18 protein-coding genes are annotated in these 21,354 nt (G+C 59.7%); 14 read left to right on the top strand and 4 right to left on the bottom strand.

Features of this window, described 5'->3' with window-relative positions:
* Positions 1-21: 21 nt before the first annotated feature.
* The 10 genes from rlmN (at position 22) to ACZZ0G_RS05960 (ending at position 10,936) form a co-directional block, all read left to right on the top strand.
* The gene (gene rlmN / locus ACZZ0G_RS06005; RefSeq protein WP_025109218.1) at positions 22-1,170 is read left to right on the top strand and encodes a dual-specificity RNA methyltransferase RlmN; all 1,149 of its coding nucleotides are present in this window, start codon (positions 22-24) and stop codon (positions 1,168-1,170) included.
* Positions 1,171-1,182: 12 nt separating this feature from the next.
* A complete protein-coding gene (gene pilW, locus ACZZ0G_RS06000) occupies positions 1,183-1,941 on the top strand; it encodes a type IV pilus biogenesis/stability protein PilW (protein WP_007916880.1) in 759 nt (252 codons plus the stop codon).
* Positions 1,941-2,984, top strand: a complete 1,044-nt coding sequence (locus tag ACZZ0G_RS05995; protein WP_463555618.1) for a RodZ domain-containing protein — start codon at positions 1,941-1,943, stop codon at positions 2,982-2,984. Before pilW ends, ACZZ0G_RS05995 begins: the two co-directional genes overlap by 1 nt.
* A gap of 3 nt (positions 2,985-2,987) precedes the next feature.
* Positions 2,988-4,097: a flavodoxin-dependent (E)-4-hydroxy-3-methylbut-2-enyl-diphosphate synthase gene (ispG, locus tag ACZZ0G_RS05990; RefSeq protein WP_003227888.1), complete on the top strand. Its 1,110-nt coding sequence runs from the start codon at positions 2,988-2,990 to the stop codon at positions 4,095-4,097.
* Positions 4,098-4,134: 37 nt separating this feature from the next.
* Positions 4,135-5,424 (top strand): histidine--tRNA ligase, encoded by a 1,290-nt coding sequence (gene hisS / locus ACZZ0G_RS05985; protein WP_463555617.1) that lies wholly within the window; start codon positions 4,135-4,137, stop codon positions 5,422-5,424.
* 41 nt (positions 5,425-5,465) lie between these two features.
* A complete protein-coding gene (locus ACZZ0G_RS05980; RefSeq protein ID WP_122599078.1) occupies positions 5,466-6,107 on the top strand; it encodes a YfgM family protein in 642 nt (213 codons plus the stop codon).
* Positions 6,100-7,251 carry an outer membrane protein assembly factor BamB gene (gene bamB / locus ACZZ0G_RS05975; RefSeq protein WP_034156262.1) on the top strand — a complete coding sequence of 384 codons (1,152 nt, stop codon included), beginning with the start codon at positions 6,100-6,102 and terminating at the stop codon, positions 7,249-7,251. Before ACZZ0G_RS05980 ends, bamB begins: the two co-directional genes overlap by 8 nt.
* 136 nt (positions 7,252-7,387) lie before the next feature.
* Positions 7,388-8,857: a ribosome biogenesis GTPase Der gene (der, locus tag ACZZ0G_RS05970; protein WP_095122497.1), complete on the top strand. Its 1,470-nt coding sequence runs from the start codon at positions 7,388-7,390 to the stop codon at positions 8,855-8,857.
* 151 nt (positions 8,858-9,008) lie between these two features.
* A complete protein-coding gene (locus tag ACZZ0G_RS05965) occupies positions 9,009-10,157 on the top strand; it encodes a pyridoxal phosphate-dependent aminotransferase (protein ID WP_463555616.1) in 1,149 nt (382 codons plus the stop codon).
* Positions 10,145-10,936 (top strand): amidohydrolase, encoded by a 792-nt coding sequence (locus ACZZ0G_RS05960; protein ID WP_463555615.1) that lies wholly within the window; start codon positions 10,145-10,147, stop codon positions 10,934-10,936. Before ACZZ0G_RS05965 ends, ACZZ0G_RS05960 begins: the two co-directional genes overlap by 13 nt.
* Before the next feature lie 167 nt (positions 10,937-11,103).
* On the opposite strand, the gene leuA is transcribed toward ACZZ0G_RS05960, so the two are convergent.
* The 4 genes from leuA to ACZZ0G_RS05940 all read right to left on the bottom strand — a co-directional run bounded on the left by leuA (position 11,104) and on the right by ACZZ0G_RS05940 (position 16,479).
* Positions 11,104-12,783, bottom strand: a complete 1,680-nt coding sequence (gene leuA / locus ACZZ0G_RS05955) for a 2-isopropylmalate synthase (protein ID WP_008082522.1) — start codon at positions 12,781-12,783, stop codon at positions 11,104-11,106.
* Positions 12,784-13,246: 463 nt separating this feature from the next.
* Positions 13,247-14,068 (bottom strand): M23 family metallopeptidase, encoded by an 822-nt coding sequence (locus ACZZ0G_RS05950; protein ID WP_127929658.1) that lies wholly within the window; start codon positions 14,066-14,068, stop codon positions 13,247-13,249.
* Between the two features lie 3 nt (positions 14,069-14,071).
* On the bottom strand, positions 14,072-15,451 hold the full coding sequence (gene xseA / locus ACZZ0G_RS05945; protein WP_016984362.1) for an exodeoxyribonuclease VII large subunit: 1,380 nt from the start codon (positions 15,449-15,451) through the stop codon (positions 14,072-14,074).
* An 86-nt stretch (positions 15,452-15,537) separates the two neighbouring features.
* A complete protein-coding gene (locus ACZZ0G_RS05940; protein ID WP_463555614.1) occupies positions 15,538-16,479 on the bottom strand; it encodes a LysR family transcriptional regulator in 942 nt (313 codons plus the stop codon).
* Between the two features lie 100 nt (positions 16,480-16,579).
* On the opposite strand from ACZZ0G_RS05940, the gene ACZZ0G_RS05935 reads away from it, so the two are divergent.
* The 4 genes from ACZZ0G_RS05935 (at position 16,580) to guaA (ending at position 21,310) form a co-directional block, all read left to right on the top strand.
* Complete coding sequence (locus ACZZ0G_RS05935) at positions 16,580-17,347, top strand: sulfite exporter TauE/SafE family protein (RefSeq protein WP_463555613.1); 768 nt, start codon at positions 16,580-16,582, stop codon at positions 17,345-17,347.
* Positions 17,348-17,498: 151 nt separating this feature from the next.
* Positions 17,499-18,047, top strand: coding sequence for a sugar ABC transporter ATPase (locus tag ACZZ0G_RS05930; RefSeq protein ID WP_038363001.1), 549 nt, complete (start codon positions 17,499-17,501; stop codon positions 18,045-18,047).
* A 116-nt stretch (positions 18,048-18,163) separates the two neighbouring features.
* A complete protein-coding gene (gene guaB, locus ACZZ0G_RS05925) occupies positions 18,164-19,633 on the top strand; it encodes an IMP dehydrogenase (protein WP_034156270.1) in 1,470 nt (489 codons plus the stop codon).
* Positions 19,634-19,732: 99 nt separating this feature from the next.
* Positions 19,733-21,310 carry a glutamine-hydrolyzing GMP synthase gene (gene guaA / locus ACZZ0G_RS05920; protein ID WP_463555612.1) on the top strand — a complete coding sequence of 526 codons (1,578 nt, stop codon included), beginning with the start codon at positions 19,733-19,735 and terminating at the stop codon, positions 21,308-21,310.
* Positions 21,311-21,354 lie beyond the last annotated feature (44 nt).

Below are 21,354 nucleotides of genomic sequence, written 5' to 3'. Positions count from 1 at the left end.
CTTAAGAGTGAAGGTGAATCCATGACTACATCGACTGTAAAAACCAACCTGCTGGGTCTGACTCAACAGGAAATGGAAAAATTCTTCGACTCAATCGGGGAGAAGCGTTTCCGTGCCGGTCAGGTAATGAAATGGATTCACCACTTTGGTGTCGATGATTTCGACGCCATGACGAACGTCAGCAAGGCCTTGCGCGACAAGCTCAAGGCTATTGCTGAGGTCCGTGGTCCGGAAGTGGTCAGCGAGGACATCTCCAGCGACGGCACCCGTAAGTGGGTGGTGCGCGTGGCGTCCGGCAGCTGCGTCGAGACCGTGTACATTCCCCAGGGCAAACGCGGCACTCTGTGCGTTTCGTCCCAGGCAGGCTGTGCCCTGGATTGCAGTTTCTGCTCCACCGGCAAGCAAGGCTTCAATAGCAACCTCACCGCCGCCGAAGTCATCGGTCAGGTGTGGATTGCCAACAAATCTTTCGGCAGTGTCCCGGCAACCGTCGACCGTGCCATCACCAACGTGGTGATGATGGGCATGGGTGAGCCGCTGCTGAACTTCGACAACGTCGTCGCCGCCATGCATCTGATGATGGATGACCTCGGCTACGGGATCTCCAAGCGCCGCGTAACCCTGTCCACCTCGGGTGTGGTGCCGATGATCGATGAGCTGGCCAAGCACATCGACGTGTCCTTGGCGTTGTCCCTGCACGCACCGAATGACGCATTGCGTAACCAATTGGTGCCGATCAACAAGAAATATCCGCTTAAGATGCTGCTCGAGTCGTGCCAGCGCTACATGTCCGCCCTTGGCGAGAAGCGTGTGCTGACCATCGAGTACACCTTGCTCAAGGACATCAACGACAAGGTCGAGCACGCCGTCGAAATGATCGCGCTGCTGAAAGATATCCCGTGCAAGATCAACCTGATTCCGTTCAACCCGTTCCCGCATTCCGGGTACGAGCGTCCGAGCAACAACGCGATCCGTCGTTTCCAGGATCAGTTGCATCAGGCCGGTTTCAACGTCACTGTCCGCACCACCCGTGGTGAAGACATCGACGCTGCATGTGGTCAATTGGTAGGGCAGGTGCTGGATCGCACCCGTCGCAGCGAACGTTACATCGCCGTGCGCGAGTTGAGCGCCGACAGCGATCTGGCACAGAACGCCGCGAACACTAACTAAGAGAGGATCTCTATGTCCCTGCGCTTTGCGCTGCTGTTGCTGTTGGCCAGCCTGTGTGCTGGTTGTGTCCTGTCGGGTGACTACAACCCGATGAAGACCAGCAAGGGCCGCGATGAAGCGCGGGCTGCCTATGTGCAGTTGGGGCTGGGGTACTTGCAGCAAGGCATGACCGAGCGGGCCAAGGTGCCGCTGAAGAAGGCGCTGGAGATCGACGGTTCCGATCCGGATGCCAATGCGGCCCTCGGCTTGGTGTTCCAGTCAGAAATGGAGCCCGAGCTGGCCGACGAACACTTCCGCAAGGCTTTGTCCTCCCGTCCTGCCGATGCGCGCATCCTCAACAACTACGGCAGTTTTCTCTACGAACAACAGCGTTATAAAGAAGCCTACGAGCGTTTTGAACAGGCCGCCGCCGATACCCTGTATCCTGAGCGCTCGCGTGTGTTCGAAAACCTCGGCATGACGGCAGCGAAGCTCGGTCAGCGTGATCTGGCGCAGCAGCAGCTGGAAAAGGCGTTGCGCCTGAACCGCCAACAACCTCGCGCTTTGCTGGAAATGGCTGAGTTGTCCTTCGAAGACAGGCATTATGTGCCCGCGCGTGACTATTACGACCGTTTCAGCCTGCTGACCGAACAAAATGCACGTAGTCTATTGCTCGGCGTTCGGCTGGCAAAAGTGTTTGAAGATCGCGACAAGGCCGCCAGTTATGGCCTGCAATTAAAACGACTCTATCCCGGTACGCCGGAATATCAGCAATACCTGTCGGAGCAATGATGAAAGCGGCGCATCCCGAAGTTGTAGCAGCGAATCGCGTTAACCCCGGTGAGACCTTGCGCCAGGCCCGCGAAAGCAATGGCTGGTCGCTGGCCGAAGTGGCCCTCAAGCTCAACCTCACCGTGACTTCCCTGAGCAATCTTGAAGCCGGCGCTTTCGACAAGCTGCCGGGGCACACCTTCGCTCGCGGATACATTCGCGCCTATGCCAAATTGCTCGGCATGGACCAGACCGTTCTGGTTCAACAGTTCGACCAGTCCACCGGCACCGACTCCCAGGGCAGTAACGTTCACGCTTTGGGTCGTATCGAAGAGCCGGTGCGGGTTTCCCACACCATTTTGCGGATTGTCAGCCTGCTGTTGCTGATCGCGGTCATCGGCGGCGGTTTCGTCTGGTGGCAGGATCAGACTTCGCAGCGCACCAAGGACCTGACGTCTCTGGCGCCTGAACACGTTGAAGTCGAAGGGGCTGACGGTACCACCCAGATTCACCCGATCGACGAGCCGGAAGACCAGGCTGTCGAAGAGAATCAGGCCGATACTTCTACAGCGTTGGCACTGCCTCAGTCTGAAACAACCGCTGAATCGACCGGTGCCGAAGGCGCCGCGCCAGCGACTGCTCCAGCAGCACCGGTGGCTCCGGCCGCTACGTCAACCGCCCCGGCTCATACGCCAGCGCCGGTTGTCGCTAGTCCGGCTACTCCGGCACCAAACGTTCCGGCGACTCCAGCACCGACCACCACTGCACCGGTAGCACCCGCGACCGCCGCGCCAACCGCAGAAGCGGCTGCTCCGGCGGCTGGCGACGGTCAGGTCCAACTGCAGTTCAGCGCCGATTGCTGGGCACAAGTGACCGACGGTCGTGGCAAAGTGATCTTCAGTGGTCTCAAGCATAAAGGCGACAGCGTCACCGTTTCCGGCAAGCCGCCGCTTAACGTACGTCTGGGCGTAGCTCGTGCCGCACAGGTCAGCTACAACGGCCAGCCGGTCGATATCGCTCCGTTCACCAGTGGCGAGACTGCTCGCCTGAAGTTGGGTCAATAAGTCATGCACGGCGAATCTCCAATCAAACGTCGCGTTTCGCGCAAGATCTGGGTCGGCAACGTACCGGTGGGCGGCGATGCGCCGATCGCGGTGCAGAGCATGACCAACAGCGACACCAATGACGTGGCCGCCACTGTTGCGCAGATCAACCGTCTGGAAGCCGCTGGCGTCGACATCGTTCGCGTGTCGGTGCCGGACATGGACGCTGCCGAGGCGTTCGGCAAGATCAAGCAACTGGTCAAGGTGCCGCTGGTTGCCGACATCCACTTCGACTACAAGATCGCTCTGCGCGTGGCCGAACTGGGTGTGGACTGCCTGCGTATCAACCCGGGCAACATCGGTCGCGAAGACCGTGTTCGTGCGGTGGTCGATGCCGCGCGTGATCGCGGGATCCCGATCCGCATCGGCGTTAACGCCGGTTCGCTGGAAAAAGACCTGCAAAAGAAATACGGCGAGCCGACGCCGGCCGCGCTGGTCGAGTCCGCCCTGCGTCACGTCGAACACCTGGAGCGCCTGAATTTCCAGGACTTCAAGGTCAGCGTGAAGGCCTCCGACGTGTTCATGGCCGTTGAAGCCTACCGCCTGCTGGCGAAAGAAATCGTTCAGCCGCTGCACCTGGGCATCACCGAAGCCGGTGGATTGCGTTCGGGCACAGTGAAATCCGCCGTGGGCCTAGGTATGCTGCTCGCCGAGGGGATTGGCGATACTATCCGCATCTCGCTGGCGGCCGACCCGGTCGAGGAAGTGAAGGTCGGTTACGACATTCTCAAGTCTTTGCATCTGCGTTCCCGTGGCATCAACTTCATCGCCTGCCCGAGCTGCTCGCGGCAGAACTTTGATGTGGTGAAGACCATGAATGAGCTGGAAGGGCGCCTTGAAGACCTGCTGGTGCCGCTGGATGTCGCGGTGATCGGTTGTGTGGTCAACGGCCCCGGCGAAGCCAAGGAAGCCCATATCGGCTTGACCGGTGGCACGCCAAACCTGATTTACATCGACGGCAAACCGTCGCAGAAATTGACGAATGACAATCTGGTGGACGAGCTGGAAAAGCTGATCCGCCAGAAAGCGGCCGAAAAGGTCGAAGCTGACGCTGCGGTTATTGCGCGCGGCTGAGCCTGACTGAAGCGCCGAACGAATTTAAGGATTTAAAGTGAGCAAGTCTCTGCAAGCCATTCGTGGCATGAACGACATCCTGCCCGAACAGACTCCCCTGTGGCGTTATTTCGAGGGTACTGTTGCGCGTCTGCTGGATAACTACGGTTACAAGCAGATCCGCATGCCGATCGTCGAGTTCACCGAGCTGTTCAAACGCTCGATCGGTGAAGTCACCGACATCGTCGAAAAAGAGATGTACACCTTCGAAGACCGCAACGGCGACTCCCTGACCCTGCGTCCGGAAGGTACTGCGGCGTGCGTGCGTGCGGTGCTCGAGCACGGCATCACCGGCGGTGGCCAGGTGCAGAAGCTCTGGTACATCGGCCCGATGTTCCGCCACGAGCGCCCGCAGAAAGGTCGTTATCGCCAGTTCCACCAGATCGGTCTGGAAGTGTTCAATCTCGACGGTCCGGACATCGACGCCGAGCTGATCATCATGACCTGGCGCCTGTGGGGCGAGCTGGGCATCCGTGATGCGGTCAAACTCGAACTCAACAGCCTCGGCACCAGCGAGTCCCGTGGTCGCTATCGTGATGCGCTGGTCGAGTACCTCTCGGCGCACCACGACAAGCTCGACGAAGACAGCCAGCGTCGCCTGAAAACCAACCCGCTGCGCGTGCTCGACACAAAAAATGCCGACACTCAAGCGGTGCTGGTTGATGCGCCGAAGATGGCTGACTACCTCGATGACGAATCCCGTGCGCACTTCGAAGGTTTGAAATCGCGTCTGGATGCCGTGGGCATTCCTTACGTGCTCAACCCGAAGCTGGTACGCGGCCTCGATTACTACAGCAAAACCGTTTTCGAATGGGTCACCGACAAGCTCGGCGCCCAGGGCACTGTTTGCGCGGGTGGCCGTTACGACGGTCTGGTCGAGCAGATGGGCGGCAAGCCAACCACCGGCGTCGGTTTCGCCATGGGCATCGAGCGTCTGGTGCTGATGCTCGAAACCCTTGAGCAGATCCCGGAAGAAATCTCCCGTCAGGTTGATGTCTACCTGTGCGCCTTCGGCGAAGAAGCCGAGCTGGCCGGTCTGGCCCTGGCAGAACGTGTTCGTGATCAACTTCCAAACCTGCGCCTGCAAGTCAATGCCGGCGCTGGCAGCTTCAAAAGCCAGTTCAAGAAGGCCGACAAGAGCGGTGCGCTGTACGCACTGATCCTCGGTGACGACGAAATGGCCCAGCAAGTGGTAGGTTTCAAACCCCTGCGTGGCCAGGGCGAACAACAAAGCATTGCCTGGGATGCGCTCGCCGCTCACCTGGCCACCTGCGTCGTGCAGGGTTGAAGCTGTCCAAACAGCCGATTTAGCGATTAAGGAGTATTGGGGTGTCGAGTACCGAAGACGAACAGTTGGCGGATTTGAAGGACTGGTGGACACGCAACGGCAAACCTCTGGTCACCGGCGGCCTGTTGGCGCTGGTCATCGTGTTCGGCTGGCAGGCTTATCACAAGTATCAGAGCAACCAGTCGCAAGGCGCCTCGGTGCTCTATCAGCAACTGCTGGAAACCACGCTGACGCCTGATGGCAAGCCTGATGCTGCCCGCGTTGCGGACCTGGCCGGCAAGCTCAACAGCGAATTTGGCGGTTCTGCTTACGCGCAGTACGGCAGCCTGTTCGTGGCCAAAGTGGCAGTCGACAGCGGCAAGCTTGATGACGCTGCGACCGAGCTCAAAGCCATCGTCGACAAACCGGCCAACCCGGCGCTGGGCGAAATCGCCCGTCAGCGTCTGGCGCAGGTGCTCGGCGCGCAGAACAAGGCCGACGACGCCCTGAAACTGCTCGACGGCGATGCCGACAAAGCGTTCCTGGCCACTCGCGAAGAACTCAAGGGCGACCTGCTGGTACAGCTGGGCCGTACTGATGACGCGAACAAGGCGTATCAAAAAGCCAAGGCGGCACTGTCGGATGAAGCGGCGGTCGGTGGCCTTCAAATCAAGCTCGACGACCTGGCCAAAGGGGATGCGTGACGTGATCCGTTGGAAGCATGCAGCATTGCTGGCTCTGGCCCTTCTGGCCGCGGGTTGCAGCAGCAACAGCAAGAAAGAATTGCCACCGGCTGAACTGACCGACTTCAAAGAAGAAGTGGTTCTGCACAAGCAGTGGAGTCGTTCGATCGGTGACGGTCAGGGCGAAACCTACAACATGCTGGTGCCGGCGATCGACGGTGACACCATCTACGCCGCCGATGTGACCGGCGTGGTGATGGCCATGGATCGCGGCAATGGCGACGTGAAATGGAAGCAGGATCTTGATCTGCCTGTCTCCGGCGCCGTAGGCGTGGGTTACGGTCTGGTTCTGATCGGCACCCTGCGCGGTGAAGTCGTCGCACTGGACACCAGCAATGGTGAAGAGAAGTGGCGTGCTCGCGTCAACAGCGAAGTCCTCGCGCCGCCGGCCAACAACGGCGACGTGGTGGTTGTGCAGACTCAGGACGATCGTCTGATCGGTCTGGATGCATCGACCGGTACCCAGCGCTGGGTGTATGACAGCACGCCTGCGGTACTGACCCTGCGTGGCACCAGTGCACCGCTGGTCACCAACCGCCTCGCGGTGGCTGGCCTGTCCACCGGTAAAGTGGTCGCTCTGGATATTTCCAACGGCGTGCCGGTCTGGGAACAACGGATTGCGATTCCACAAGGTCGTTCGGAACTGGAGCGCGTGGTCGACATCGACGGCGGTCTGCTGTTGTCCGGCGGTACCCTGTACGTTGCCAGCTATCAGGGTCGCGTCGCGGCACTGGATCTGGAAAGCGGTCGTCAACTCTGGCAGCGCGATGCGTCGAGCTACGCGGGTATTGCTCAGGGTTTCGGCAGCGTTTACGTGAGCCTGTCTTCGGGCACTGTTGAAGGCGTCGACGAGCGTTCCACCACAGCATTGTGGAGCAACGATTCGCTGGCTCGCCGTCAACTGTCGGCTCCGGAAGTGTTCTCCAGCTATGTAGCAGTGGGTGACCTGGAAGGTTATCTGCACCTGTTGAGTCAGGTTGACGGTCGTTTCGTCGGCCGTGAGCGCATCGACAGCGACGGCCTGCGTGCCCGTCCGCTGGTGGTGGGTGACACGATTTATGTATATGGCAACAGCGGCAAACTGGAAGCCCTGACCATCAAGTAACAACTATGCTTGGGGTTAACCCCCCAGGCGGCCCCGGATTCATGGGGCTTGCAGCGCTAACAGGCGTTGCCCCGAGCACCAGCCGCTGCCTCGCAGCGGCTTTTGTATTTTCTGAAATAACGAAGTGGAGAGCCGCATGGTTCCCGTAATCGCCCTGGTGGGCCGACCGAACGTCGGCAAGTCCACCTTGTTCAACCGCCTGACCAGGACTCGCGACGCCATCGTCGGCGACTTGTCCGGTCTGACCCGTGATCGCCAGTACGGTGAGGCCAAGTGGCAAGGGCGTTCCTACATTCTGGTCGACACCGGTGGTATCTCCGGTGACGAGCACGGTATGGACGAAAAAATGGCCGAGCAGTCGCTGCTGGCCATTGAAGAAGCAGACGTTGTGCTGTTCCTGGTAGATGCCAAGGCCGGTTTTACCGCCGCCGACCAGATGATCGCCGAACACCTGCGCAAACGTAACAAGCGTTCCTACGTGGTCGCCAACAAGGTCGACAACATCGACCCGGAAATGGCCCGCGCTGAATTCGCTCCGCTGGGCATGGGGCACGCGATCCCGATCGCCGGTGCTCACGGCCGTGGCATCACCCAGATGCTGGAAATCGCCCTGGGTGATTTCCCCAAAGACGCAGAAGAGCCTGAAGACGGCGAAGAAGAGATCGTTGCCGAAGGCGAGGAAGCCAAGCGCATTCCTGGCCCGAGCGAAAAAGACGGGATCAAGATCGCCATCATCGGTCGTCCGAACGTCGGCAAATCGACCTTGGTCAACCGTATGCTCGGTGAAGACCGCGTAATCGTTTATGACCAGCCAGGCACCACGCGCGACAGTATCTACATTCCGTTCGAACGGAATGAAGAGAAGTACACGCTGATCGACACCGCTGGTGTGCGCAAGCGCGGCAAGATCCACGAAGAAGTCGAAAAATTCTCCGTGGTCAAAACCCTGCAGGCGATCAAAGACGCCAACGTGGTGATCTTCGTGATGGACGCCCGCGAAGGCGTGGTCGATCACGACCTCAACCTGCTGGGCTTCGCCATTGAGTCGGGTCGTGCGCTGGTCATCGCGATCAACAAGTGGGACGGCATGACGCCGAGCGAGCGCGACTACGTCAAGGTCGAACTGCAGCGTCGCCTGTTCTTCGTTGATTACGCCGACATCCACTTCATCTCGGCACTGCACGGCACAGGCGTGGGCAACCTCTACGCTTCCGTACAGAACTCGTTCAAGTCGGCGGTCACCCGCTGGCCGACCAACCGTCTGACCCAGATTCTGGAAGACGCGGTTGGCGAGCATGCGCCACCGATGGTCAACAACCGCCGGATCAAGCTGCGTTACGCTCACTTGGGTGGTGCGAACCCGCCAATCATCGTGATCCACGGTAACCAGATCGAGAAAGTGCCGAAGTCGTACGTGCGTTATCTGGAGAACACTTACCGCCGTGTGCTGAAGCTGGTCGGTACGCCGATCCGCATCGAGTTCAAGGGCGGCGAGAACCCGTACGAAGGCAACAAAACCACGTTGACCGACCGCCAGGTCAACAAGAAGCGTCGTTTGATGTCGCACCACAAGAAAGCCGACAAGAAGCGCCGCGACAAGAAATAACGGCAGCTTCAAGTTTCAAGCTGCAAGCTTCAAGTCAAAGCGGTGAAAGCAAAGAGGGCTCTGTAGGAGCCCTTTTTTGTGGGCGAGGGTTTTTGCTTGCAGCTTGCAGCTTGACGCTTGAAACTTGCATTTCACCTGCAAGGGGCTACCGATGATCACCAGCAAGCTGCCGAATGTCGGCATCACTATTTTCACGCAGATGTCTCAGCTCGCCGCGCAAACCGGCGCGATCAACCTGTCACAGGGTTTTCCTGATTTCGACGGCCCGCAGTCGCTGCGCGATGCAGTCGGTCGGCACATTGCCAGTGGCCATAACCAATATTCGCCAATGACCGGGTTGCCGGCGCTGCGGGAGCAGATCGCCGCGAAGATCGCCCGCAGTTATGGCGTCAACGTTGATGCTGATAACGAAGTGACCGTGACGCCGGGCGCGACCCAGGCGATCTTCTGTGCGATTCAGGCGGTTATCCACAGCGGCGACGAAGTCATCGTGTTCGACCCGTGCTACGACAGCTACGCACCGGCGACGGAGTTGGCGGGTGGTCGTTGCGTGCATGTGCAACTGAATCCAGACGACTTCTCCATCGATTTCGATCAGCTCGCTGCGGCCCTGAGTCCGCGCACGAAAATGATCGTCATCAACACCCCGCATAACCCCAGCGGTGCCCTGATCAGTCGTGCCGAGCTCGATCAACTGGCGGCGCTGATCCGCGATCGCGACATCTACCTGATCAGCGATGAAGTCTACGAACACCTGGTGTTTGACGGCGTGTCTCACGTCAGCGTGCTTGCTCATGAAGAGCTGTATCAGCGCGCCTTTGTGGTCAGCTCCTTCGGTAAGACCTATCACGTTACTGGCTGGAAGACCGGCTACGTCGTCGCGCCGCCTGCGCTGACGGCGGAGTTGCGCAAGGTTCACCAGTACGTCAGTTTCTGCGGCGTCACACCGCTGCAATACGCGCTGGCCGATTACATGGCCGAACACCCGGAGCACGTCGAAGAACTGCCGGGTTTCTATCAAGCCAAACGCGACCTGTTCTGCGACCTGCTGGCGCCGTCGCGCTTCACCTTCAAACGTGTCACCGGCACCTATTTCCAACTGGTCGATTACTCACAGATCCGTCCTGACCTGAATGACGTCGAGATGGCCATGTGGATGACCCGCGAGCACGGCGTGGCGAGTATTCCGGTGTCGGTGTTCTACCAGAATCCACCGCAAGGCCAACGCCTCGTGCGTCTGTGCTTTGCCAAGCGTGAGGAGACGCTGCGTGAAGCGGCGGCAAAGCTATGCGTGATCTGAGTGCGTTGCCCGATCTCAACCTGGCGCTGATCCAGACCAGTCTGGCCTGGCATGACCGCCAGGCGAATCTCGAGCATTTCGAGGTGTTGCTGGAGCAGGCGCGGGGGGCTGATCTGATCATCCTGCCGGAAATGTTCACCACCGGATTTTCCATGGAGTCCGAGACCCTCGCCGAAGCCGAGAACGGCCCCACCAGTAAATGGCTGCGGATTCAGGCGGCGAAGCGCAATGCCGTTATAACCGGCAGCGTGATCATTCAGGCCGCCGATGGCAGTCATCGCAACCGCCTGCTGTGGGCGCGGCCGGACGGTGAAGTGCTGCATTACGACAAACGTCATCTGTTCCGCATGGCCGGCGAGCACAACCACTACACCCCCGGCGAACGTCAGGTGCAGTTCGAGCTCAAGGGCTGGCGGATCCGTCCGATGATTTGTTACGACCTGCGTTTTCCGGTGTGGAGTCGCGATTCGCAGGATACGGATTTGCTGCTGTACACCGCGAACTGGCCGGGTGCGCGGCGCTTGCACTGGAACCGTTTGCTGCCGGCGCGGGCTATCGAAAACCTTTGCTATGTGGCGGCGGTGAATCGCGTCGGCACCGATGGCAAGGGCTTCGCTTACACCGGCGACAGTCAGGTGCTGGATTTTCAGGGCGAGACGTTGCTGGCGGCGGGGGAGGCGGACGGGGTGTTCAAGGTGGTGCTGGAAGCCGCGCCACTGGCGGCCTATCGCGAGCGCTTCCCGGCGAATCTCGATGCCGACACCTTCGAGTTCACCTGAGGTAACTGATCGTTCCCACGCTCTGCGTGGGAATGCAGCCCGTGACGCTCCGCGTCACTGGACGCGGAGCGTCCCCTGATTCATTCCCACGCGGAGCGTGGGAACGATCGCAGACAAAAAAGGCCCCGGAGTTCAAACGCCGGGGCCTTTTGTATTTCAGCGAAGGCTTACGCCGCTTTCGCCTCAGGCTGGCTCAGCGAGCGGTTCAGCGCGCTGAACAGGGCCTTGAAGCTGGCCGTGGTGATGTTCTCATCGATACCCACGCCATGCACCGCACGTTCACCGTTCACCCGCAGCTCGATGTAAGCCGCTGCCTTGGCATTGGTGCCTGCGCCGATTGCGTGTTCGTTGTAGTCCATGATCTCCACCGGAACCGGCAGGCCGGCGACCAGTGCTTCCAGCGCACCGTTGCCCTTGCCGCGCCAGTGCAGGTTGGTTTCGCCCTGACCTTTGCTCGCTACTTCCACTTCAACATTGCTGTTGCCATTTTCTTCCTGCAGGCGATGGCTGACCAGCGCGTACGGAGTGTTGGCTTGCAGGTATTCGCTGATCAACAGCGAGTGGATCTGCTTGGCGGTCATCTCCAGGCCCAGGCGATCGGTTTCACGCTGCACAACCTGGCTGAATTCGATCTGCATGCGACGTGGCAGGCTAATGCCGTATTCCTGCTCCAGCAAGTAAGCGATGCCGCCCTTGCCCGACTGGCTGTTGACGCGAATCACCGCCTCGTAGCTACGGCCGATATCGGCCGGGTCGATCGGCAAGTACGGCACTTCCCACAGTGCATCGGGTTTCTGCTGGGAGAAACCTTTGCGGATCGCATCCTGGTGCGAGCCGGAGAACGCGGTGTGCACCAGGTCGCCAACGTACGGGTGACGCGGGTGAACCTGAATCTGGTTGCACTCTTCGACGACTTTGCGCACGCCGTCGATGTCGGAGAAGTCCAGCTGCGGGTCGAGACCCTGGGTGTACATGTTCAGCGCGACCGTGACGAGGTCGACGTTACCGGTACGTTCGCCGTTGCCGAACAGGCAGCCTTCGACGCGATCCGCGCCAGCCATCAGGCCCAGCTCGGTGGCGGCAACGCCAGTGCCACGGTCGTTGTGGGTGTGCAGGCTGATGATCACGCTGTCACGACGGTTGATGTTGCGGCCGAACCACTCGATCTGGTCGGCGTAGATGTTCGGCGTTGCGCATTCAACCGTGGCTGGCAAGTTGAGGATCATCTTGTGCTCAGGCGTCGGGTTCCAGACCTCGATCACTGCGTCACAGACTTCCTTGGCAAATTCCAGCTCGGTGGCGCTGAAGGTTTCTGGCGAGTATTCGAAGGTCCACTCGGTGTCCGGCTGCATCGCCGCGTACTTGACGAACAGCTTGGCCGCGTTGACCGCGATGGCCTTGATGCCGTCCTTGTCCTGGTTGAAGACGATGCGACGGAAAGATGGCGAAGTGGCGTTGTACAAGTGAACGATGGCTTTCTTCGCGCCACGAAGGGATTCGAAGGTGCGCTCGATCAGGTCTTCACGGCCCTGGGTCAGCACCTGAATGGTGGTGTCGTCCGGGATGTGGCCTTCTTCGATCAGGGTACGCACGAAGTCGAAGTCGGTTTGCGAAGCGGCCGGGAACGAGGCTTCGATTTCCTTCACGCCGACTTGCACGAGGGTTTTCCAGAAGCGCAACTTCTTCACCGCATCCATCGGCTCGATCAGCGACTGGTTGCCGTCACGCAGGTCGGAGCTGCACCAGATTGGCGCGGTGTCGATGGTTTTCGACGGCCAGGTACGATCCGGCAGGTTGATGACAGGAAACGCGCGGTATTTCGAAGACGGATCTTTGAGCATGCTCATCGGGAAATTCCTTATTGTCTGGGCCGAAAAAAGGCGGCCTGCCGGTGTTACGAATGTTCTTGGAAAAGCGTGGGACGAGGTGCCGCGATTCAGCCTGGCAGTCGTGCGCTGACGAGGCACAGGCTGCGGTGCTGGCGAAGCTGAATGAGGGTGTGAGAGGTTTTCATGCCTTCAACCCTAACCGCGAGGGGGGAGGATGGCAAGCAGTCGAAAAAAATTGAGAGGAATACTCGAAAAGCGGGTTTCTGCGGGATTTTATTGCGCTGGAGATGGCTGATCGTTGTGATATTTGCGCGAGGTTTGATTGGGGCGCAATTGGGGTTTATAGCAATTCAGTAAGTATTGATGTGCTTTATAGGCCGCCTTCGCGAGCAAGCTCGCTCCCACATTGGATTGTGTTCACAACACAAATCCCTGTGGGAGCGAGCTTGCTCGCGAAGGGGCCATCAGCCCATCGATTGTCTTAAGGCTGAAAGGCACCAATGAAAATCGCCGGATCCACCCGCGCATCATTCAGGCTGACATTCCAGTGCATGTGCGGCCCGGTCGCGCGGCCGGTCATGCCAACCTTGCCCACCACCGCGCCACGCGCCAGTTGATCGCCGACTTTTACATCAATCTTCGACATATGGCAGAACATGCTGATAAAGCCTTGCCCATGGTCGACAAACACCGTGTTGCCATTAAAGAAGTAGTTGCCGGTGAGGATCACCTTGCCCGCCGCCGGGGTCTTGATCGGCGTGCCGGCCGGCACCGCGAAGTCGAGGCCGGCGTGGGGATTGCGCTCTTCACCATTAAAGAAACGGCGCACACCGAACTTGCTCGACAGCGGTCCGTTGACCGGTTTATCCAACAGCAGATTGCTCGGCGTGTTCGGGCTGAAGCTGCGGTAAGCCTTGATCTGCTCGGCCAGCTCACCCTCGATGCGCTTGAGGTTCGACTGATCCGGGTTTACTTGCTGTTTGTTTTTGAGGGTGATGCGCTGTTCGGGGTACTTCTTGTTGCCCACGGTGAACGGCAGATTGCGCCCGCCGCTGCTGATCTGCTGCGCGCCAGGCTTCACGGTCAGGGGCACGCCGACAATCGCCAGCCAGTTGTTCTGTTCTTTCACCACCAGCACCGGTTTGCCCTGATACGTGGCTTTCGGTGCCTGCGCGGCCGCGCCCAGATCAACCACCGCGACGCCACCCGGCACCGGTTTGTTCAGCAGACGGGTGATGTAGCTGTCGGCGTGGGCATTGAAGGTCAGACACAGGAGAAACAATGGAGCGAGAAAACGCGGCATGGATCAGTCCAGTAAAGAGAGGGTGACAGGCGTCAGGTGATTGTCCTCGACGCGCACTTGCAGTTCGCCTTCGCCCAGTTTGGCTTTCAGGCGCTGGCCGGTGTGGGTCTGCGCGGCGTTGCGGATCGCATGGCCGCGCTCATCGAGCAGAATGCTGTAACCCCGGCCGAGCGTTGCCAGCGGGCTGACCACGTGCAGCGTCTGCATCTGACTGTGCAATTGCAGGCGACGGTTCTTCAGACCTTCGCGCATGGCGCGGGGCAGGCGTTCGGCGAGGCTGTCGAGGCGCTGACGCAACATCGCCAGTTGTCGTCCCGGATGTTGCCCGGCGAGGCGGGTTTCCAAGCGAATCAGGCGTTCGCGGCGAGTATTGAGATGGCGCTCGAACGCCCGACGCATGCGCATGTCCAGATCGTCCAGGCGCTGAGCCTGCTGGCGCAGACGCTCGCCGGGATGACGCAAGCGACGGGCCATGCCTTCCAGACGCAGACGATCACGCATCAAGCGGTCACGCATGCGCATCACCAAGCGGCGATGCAGGCTTTCGACCTGACGGATCAGATGACTCGAATCCGGGGCAAGCAGTTCGGCAGCTGCCGACGGCGTCGGTGCGCGCACGTCGGCGACAAAGTCGCTGATCGACACATCGGTTTCATGGCCGACAGCGCTGACAATCGGCGTCACGCAGGCATCGACGGCGCGGGCAACGGCTTCTTCGTTGAAGCACCAGAGGTCTTCGAGCGAGCCGCCGCCACGGGCGAGGATCAACGCGTCGAACCCACGGGCATCGGCCATTTTCAGTGCGCGAACGATTTGCGCGGTGGCTTCGCGGCCCTGTACGGCGGTTGGAATCAGCGTCAGTTGCACCTGCGGCGCACGGCGGCGGAACACGCTGATGATGTCGCGAATCACCGCGCCGGTTGGCGAACTGATGATGCCGATGCGCTGTGGATGCGCCGGCAGCGGCACTTTGCGTTCGGCGCTGAACAGGCCTTCAGCGCTGAGCTTTTCCTTCAGTGCATCGAAGGCCAGACGCAGCGCGCCGTCACCTGCAGGTTCGACGGTGTCGAGGATCAGTTGATAGTCGCCACGGCCCTCGAACAACGAAACCTTGCCGCGCACCTTGACCGCCAAGCCGTCCTTCAGCGCCTGACGCACGCGCGCCGCGTTCTGCCGGAACAATGCGCAACGCACCTGCGCGCCGCTGTCCTTGAGGGTGAAATAGATGTGTCCGGACGCCGGGCGGGCGAGGTTGGAGATTTCGCCTTCGACCCAGATGTTGCTGAACACGTCTTCGAGCAACACCCGCGCGCGGCCGTTGAGCTGGCTGACGGTCAGGACTTCACGGTCCAGGCCAAGTCTTGCAAAGGGATCTTTAATCATGGGGCGCAGTTTAAAGGCATTTGCTGATCAATCTCCATGAATCACCACAAATCCCCTGTGGGAGCGAGCCTGCTCGCGATAGCGTCTTATCCTTCGACATCTTCAGTGGCTGACAGTCCGCTTTCGCGAGCAGGCTCGCTCCCACAAGGTTTTGTGAAAGTCTGGATGAAGTGTTGGATCAACGGTGTTGGATTCTGGCGATAGGCGAGGGCGACGGTGCTGTGGCAGTCGGGATCGGCCAGCGGCAGGAAACGTACGCCGCTCGGAGCGATGTCCTGCATGGACTCCGGCAGCAGGGCGATGCCGAAACCGGCCTGAATCAGCTGCAATTGCGTGGTCTTGCGCGACATCACCCGCGCCGCTTTCGGGAAGAAACCCTGACGCATGCACAGGTCGGCGCACAGGTAACTCAGACCGCCGCGTTGCGGATGCGGAATCGAGATGAACGGTTCATCCTTCAGTTGTGCCAGATCGACACGTTCAGCCTTGGCCAATCGATGATCCATCGGCACCGCCAGCAGCAACCGTTCAGTAAACAGCGGCACAATCTGAATCCCTTCACGCTGGCGCAACACCGGCAGACGCAGCAGGCCAATATCGAGGCGTCCTTCGGCGAGCTCTTCGAGCTGCGCTTCCGAAGACAGTTTGCCGATATCCAGCGACACGCCGGGTTGATGCTGCAGATAAGCGCCGATATCACTGAGCAAACGTCCGCTGATAGACACGGTGCTGGAATGGCTGAGGCGCAAAGTGCCGATTTGGCCGTTGCCGACTTCGGTGGCCATGACACTGGCTTTGCTCAGCTCAATCAGCAGGTTCCTGGCGCGGGGCAAAAACGCTTCGCCCGCCGCTGTCAGTCGGGGCTGGCGCGCGGTGCGTTCGAACAATGGGGTTTGCAGGCGCGATTCCATGTCCTTGATCTGCCGGCTCAGCGCCGATTGCGCAACGAACAAACGTTCAGCCGCCGCACTGAAACTGCCGCAGTCGGCGATTTCGACGAAGTAACGCAATTGACGGGTGGAAAGCACGAGTCATGCCTTTTCGAGATGAGTAATCGACTTGGAAGATATTAGTCGCAACCCTCGGCGCTGGCTAAAGTCTTCTCAGGCAAATTAAGGAAGCGCATCGATGAGCGTGGCAGGGTTGTTGAGTGAGTGGTCGTGGGGCGCCGGTGGTTGGGCGGTAATTGCCTTGGGCATCGCGCTGGCTTACATCGTGTTCGGCATTGCCGGATTCGGCACTGCGCTGGTGGCGGGGCCGATCCTGATTCTGTTCATGCCGTTGTCGAAGATAGTGCCGCTGCTGGTGCTATTGGACTTCGTCGCAGCGTTCGGCAACCTTCTGCCGTCGCGGCGCGATGTGGCTAAACCGGAGCTGTTGCGGTTGCTGCCGTGCATGGCGGTCGGTTGCACGTTGGGGGTGATTTTCCTGCTTAACCTCAAGTCCGATCTGTTGCTGTTGTTGATGGGGCTGTTTATCAGCGCTTATGCGATTTACAGCTTGTGGGTGAAAGCGCGGCCGACGCAATTGTCAGCGGGATGGGCGGTGCCGATGGGCACGGTGGGCGGGCTGTTCGGTGCGCTGTTTGGTAGTGGCGGCTTTTTGTATGCGATTTATTTGAACAGTCGATTGCCGAAGGAGGCGGCGCGGGCCACGCAAAGTGCGCTGATCAGTTGCAGCACGGTGGTGCGTTTGAGCCTGTTCGCCATCGCCGGCGTGTATGCCGAGCTACCCTTGTTAATGCTGGCGCTGTGTCTGTTGCCGGCCATGGCGCTGGGGTTGTGGATCGGGCGGCGGCTGACCATGAAGTTGTCGCGCGAGGCGTTTGTGCGACTGGTGACGTGGCTGGTGCTGGCGAGCGGGATTGCGTTGATAGGGCGTTACCTCAGCACTTGACCGGATTTTGTCAGGGATTAAGCTGCCGGCCTTTAGGGCCTCTTCGCGAGCAAGTCGAATCGTCGCACCGTCGCTCCCACAGGGAACTGCATTCCATTGTGGGAGCGAGCCTGCTCGCGAAGGCGTCAGAAGCCATACCGCAGGATTTTCCATGAATTCGCAAAGCATCATCGTCCCGAAAATCTCCACCCTGCCGGTCCACGAACCCCGGGCCCGGGCGATCGTGCGCTGGCTGGTGCGCAAGAACATCATCAAGGAAGAGCTGACGACCTGTGGCCGCACCGGCAACCGCATGGCTTACGCGATTGCCGATGGCGCCCGCGCCGTAGTGCTGCACCCGCAGGCGTTGCCATTTGGTGAGCCGATCAATGGCCTGGAGATCGTCACCAAGCGCTGCATCTACACCCCGGCCAAGGGTTTCCTGGAAGAGGCCGGTTGCGCCGAGTGCCGTCGTGAAGTCGGCGAAGCGCTGTTCGAAAGCCTTGAAGACTGGTTCCCGGGCCGCACCGACAACTTCACCTGCCCGGAATGCGGGCATGAAGACGACATCAACGGGTTTCTGTTTCTGCAGGAATGTGCGTTTTCCAACCTCGGTTTCATCTTCAACAACTGGCTGGAAGCAGGCTTCAAGCAAAGCTTTATCGATGAGTTCGCCGATTGGCTCGATCAACCTGTCTCTTGGGTCAAGGTGGAGCTGTAGATCCGGGGATTCCCGTACATCAGCAACATTGATATTAAGCTGAGTTTTACGTTGCTCCGGAGGGGGTGTCTGACTATAATGGCGCGCTTCCATTTTCCCGCTCGGGAGCCCCCGCGATGCTGCGTATCAGCCAAGAAGCTCTGACATTCGACGACATTCTCCTAGTGCCCGGTTATTCCGAGGTGCTTCCTAACGAAGTCAGTCTCAAGACCCGCCTTACCCGTGGCATCGAGCTGAACATTCCTCTGGTTTCTGCTGCAATGGACACCGTTACTGAAGCCCGTCTGGCAATCGCCATGGCTCAGGAAGGTGGCATCGGCATTATCCACAAGAACATGACCATCGAGCAGCAAGCTGCCGAAGTGCGTAAGGTCAAGAAGTTCGAAGCCGGCGTCGTCAAGGATCCGATCACCATCGAGGCAGATGCCACGGTGCGTGACCTGTTCGAATTGACCCGCATGCACAACATTTCCGGCGTTCCGGTACTGCACGATGGCGACCTGGTCGGCATCGTCACTTCCCGTGACGTGCGTTTCGAAACCCGTCTGGAAGCCACCGTACGTGAAGTGATGACGCCTAAAGAGCGTCTGGTCACCGTGCGTGAAGGCGCCGACAAGAACGAAGTCCGCGAGCTGCTGCACAAGCACCGTCTGGAAAAAGTTCTGATCGTCGACGACAAGTTTGCCCTCAAAGGCATGATGACCGTCAAAGACATCGAAAAAGCCAAAGCCTACCCGCTGGCCAGCAAGGACGATCAAGGTCGTCTGCGCGTGGGTGCTGCGGTCGGTACCGGTAAAGACACCGGTGACCGCGTAGCCGCTCTGGTCAACGCTGGCGTGGACGTCGTGGTAGTCGATACTGCGCACGGTCACTCCAAAGGCGTGATCGACCGCGTTCGCTGGGTCAAAGAGAATTTCCCTGAAGTGCAGGTGATCGGCGGCAACATCGCCACCGGCGCCGCTGCCAAGGCGCTGGCCGAAGCTGGTGCCGACGCAGTCAAGGTCGGTATCGGCCCGGGCTCGATCTGCACCACCCGTATCGTCGCCGGTGTCGGCGTCCCGCAAATCAGTGCCATCGCCAACGTTGCTGCTGCCCTTGAAGGCACTGGCGTTCCGTTGATTGCCGACGGCGGCATCCGTTTCTCCGGTGACCTGTCCAAGGCCATCGTAGCCGGTGCTTCCTGCGTGATGATGGGCTCGATGTTCGCCGGTACTGAAGAAGCGCCGGGCGAGATCGAACTGTTCCAGGGCCGTTCGTACAAGGCGTATCGCGGCATGGGTTCGCTGGGCGCCATGTCCCAGGCTCAAGGTTCTTCCGACCGTTACTTCCAGGACTCCTCGGCAGGCGCCGAGAAACTCGTTCCGGAAGGCATCGAAGGCCGTGTGCCGTACAAAGGCACCCTGAGCGCGATCATTCACCAGTTGATGGGCGGTCTGCGTTCCTCGATGGGCTACACCGGTAGCGCCAACATCGAAGAAATGCGCACCAAGCCTGAGTTCGTGCGGATCACCGGTGCCGGTATGGCCGAATCCCACGTTCACGACGTGCAGATCACCAAAGAAGCGCCAAACTACCGCGTAGGTTGAGCCTTCAAGCAATAAAGTAAGCAACCGGGGCTGTTTGATTCAGCCCCGAGTTGTTTCTGAATCACGACTGTTTCTGAACGACTTAGACGAGACTGAATCATGGCCCTCGATATTCACGCTCACCGCATCCTGATCCTCGACTTCGGCTCGCAATACACCCAACTGATTGCCCGCCGCGTGCGCGAGATCGGTGTGTACTGCGAACTGCACCCGTTCGACATGGACGAAGATGCGATCCGCGAATTCGCACCTAAAGGCGTCATCCTCGCCGGCGGCCCCGAGTCCGTGCACGTCGCCGACAGCCCGCGCTGCCCACAGGCAGTGTTCGATCTGGGCGTACCGGTCTTCGGTATCTGCTACGGCATGCAAACCATGGCCGAGCAATTGGGCGGCAAGGTTGAAGGTTCCGAACTGCGTGAGTTCGGTTACGCCCGCGTTGACGTGGTCGGCAAAAGCCGCCTGCTCGACGGCATCGAAGACCACATCGACGCTGACGGCCTGTTCGGCCTCGACGTCTGGATGAGCCACGGTGACAAAGTCACCAAGATGCCGGAAGACTTCCACGTCCTCGCCAGCACCCCAAGCTGCCCGATCGCCGGTATGTTCAACGACGACCGTGGCTACTACGGCGTGCAGTTCCACCCGGAAGTGACCCACACCAAACAGGGCGGCCGTATCCTGTCGCGCTTCGTTCTCGACATCTGCGGCTGTGAAGCCCTGTGGACGCCGTCGAAGATCGCTGAAGACGCCATCGCCAACATCCGCGCACAAGTCGGCACCGACAACGTGCTGCTGGGTCTGTCCGGCGGCGTTGACTCCTCGGTGGTTGCCGCGCTGCTGCACAAAGCCATCGGCGACCAACTGACCTGCGTCTTCGTCGACAACGGCCTGCTGCGTCTGCACGAAGGCGAGCAAGTGATGGCCATGTTCGCCGAGAACATGGGCGTCAAGGTGATCCGCGCCAACGCTGAAGACCAGTTCCTGGACAACCTGGCCGGCGAAGCCGATCCAGAGAAGAAGCGCAAAATCATCGGTCGTACCTTCATCGACGTATTCGATGCCCAGTCGAACAAACTGGACAACATCAAGTACCTCGCTCAGGGCACCATCTACCCGGACGTGATCGAGTCGGCTGGCGCGAAAAGCGGCAAGGCCCACGTGATCAAGTCGCACCACAACGTGGGCGGCCTGCCGGAAGAGATGAACCTGAAACTGGTCGAGCCACTGCGCGAACTGTTCAAGGACGAAGTCCGTCGTCTGGGTCTGGAACTCGGCCTGCCGTACGACATGGTCTACCGTCACCCGTTCCCGGGCCCGGGTCTGGGCGTGCGCATCCTCGGTGAAGTGAAAAAGGAATACGCCGACCTGCTGCGTCGTGCCGACCACATCTTCATCGAAGAACTGCGCAAAGCCGACTGGTACCACAAAGTCAGCCAGGCCTTCGTGGTGTTCCAACCGGTGAAATCGGTTGGCGTGGTAGGCGATGGCCGTCGTTACGCTTGGGTGGTTGCCCTGCGTGCCGTAGAAACCATCGACTTCATGACTGCGCGTTGGGCTCACCTGCCTTACGAACTGCTGGAAACCGTCTCCGGCCGCATCATCAATGAAATCGAAGGCATCTCCCGCGTCACTTACGACGTATCGAGCAAGCCGCCAGCGACCATTGAGTGGGAGTGATCCCGCTGCAAGTCGCTTAACGGAAAACCCTTGGCCTGAAGCCA

The sequence above is a fragment of the Pseudomonas sp. AC169 genome (assembly GCF_979258515.1).
This window is presented reverse-complemented; position numbering and strand designations above follow the sequence as displayed.

Coding starts and splice junctions, on each gene's coding strand:
- ACZZ0G_RS05965 (WP_463555616.1), top strand. CDS start 9,009: ATGATCACCAGCAAGCTGCCGAATGTCGGCATCACTATTTTCACGCAG.
- ACZZ0G_RS05960 (WP_463555615.1), top strand. CDS start 10,145: ATGCGTGATCTGAGTGCGTTGCCCGATCTCAACCTGGCGCTGATCCAG.
- guaB (WP_034156270.1), top strand. CDS start 18,164: ATGCTGCGTATCAGCCAAGAAGCTCTGACATTCGACGACATTCTCCTA.
- leuA (WP_008082522.1), bottom strand. CDS start 12,783: ATGAGCATGCTCAAAGATCCGTCTTCGAAATACCGCGCGTTTCCTGTC.
- pilW (WP_007916880.1), top strand. CDS start 1,183: ATGTCCCTGCGCTTTGCGCTGCTGTTGCTGTTGGCCAGCCTGTGTGCT.
- bamB (WP_034156262.1), top strand. CDS start 6,100: ATGCGTGACGTGATCCGTTGGAAGCATGCAGCATTGCTGGCTCTGGCC.
- rlmN (WP_025109218.1), top strand. CDS start 22: ATGACTACATCGACTGTAAAAACCAACCTGCTGGGTCTGACTCAACAG.
- ACZZ0G_RS05930 (WP_038363001.1), top strand. CDS start 17,499: ATGAATTCGCAAAGCATCATCGTCCCGAAAATCTCCACCCTGCCGGTC.
- ispG (WP_003227888.1), top strand. CDS start 2,988: ATGCACGGCGAATCTCCAATCAAACGTCGCGTTTCGCGCAAGATCTGG.
- xseA (WP_016984362.1), bottom strand. CDS start 15,451: ATGATTAAAGATCCCTTTGCAAGACTTGGCCTGGACCGTGAAGTCCTG.
- ACZZ0G_RS05995 (WP_463555618.1), top strand. CDS start 1,941: ATGAAAGCGGCGCATCCCGAAGTTGTAGCAGCGAATCGCGTTAACCCC.
- ACZZ0G_RS05950 (WP_127929658.1), bottom strand. CDS start 14,068: ATGCCGCGTTTTCTCGCTCCATTGTTTCTCCTGTGTCTGACCTTCAAT.
- ACZZ0G_RS05935 (WP_463555613.1), top strand. CDS start 16,580: ATGAGCGTGGCAGGGTTGTTGAGTGAGTGGTCGTGGGGCGCCGGTGGT.
- der (WP_095122497.1), top strand. CDS start 7,388: ATGGTTCCCGTAATCGCCCTGGTGGGCCGACCGAACGTCGGCAAGTCC.
- guaA (WP_463555612.1), top strand. CDS start 19,733: ATGGCCCTCGATATTCACGCTCACCGCATCCTGATCCTCGACTTCGGC.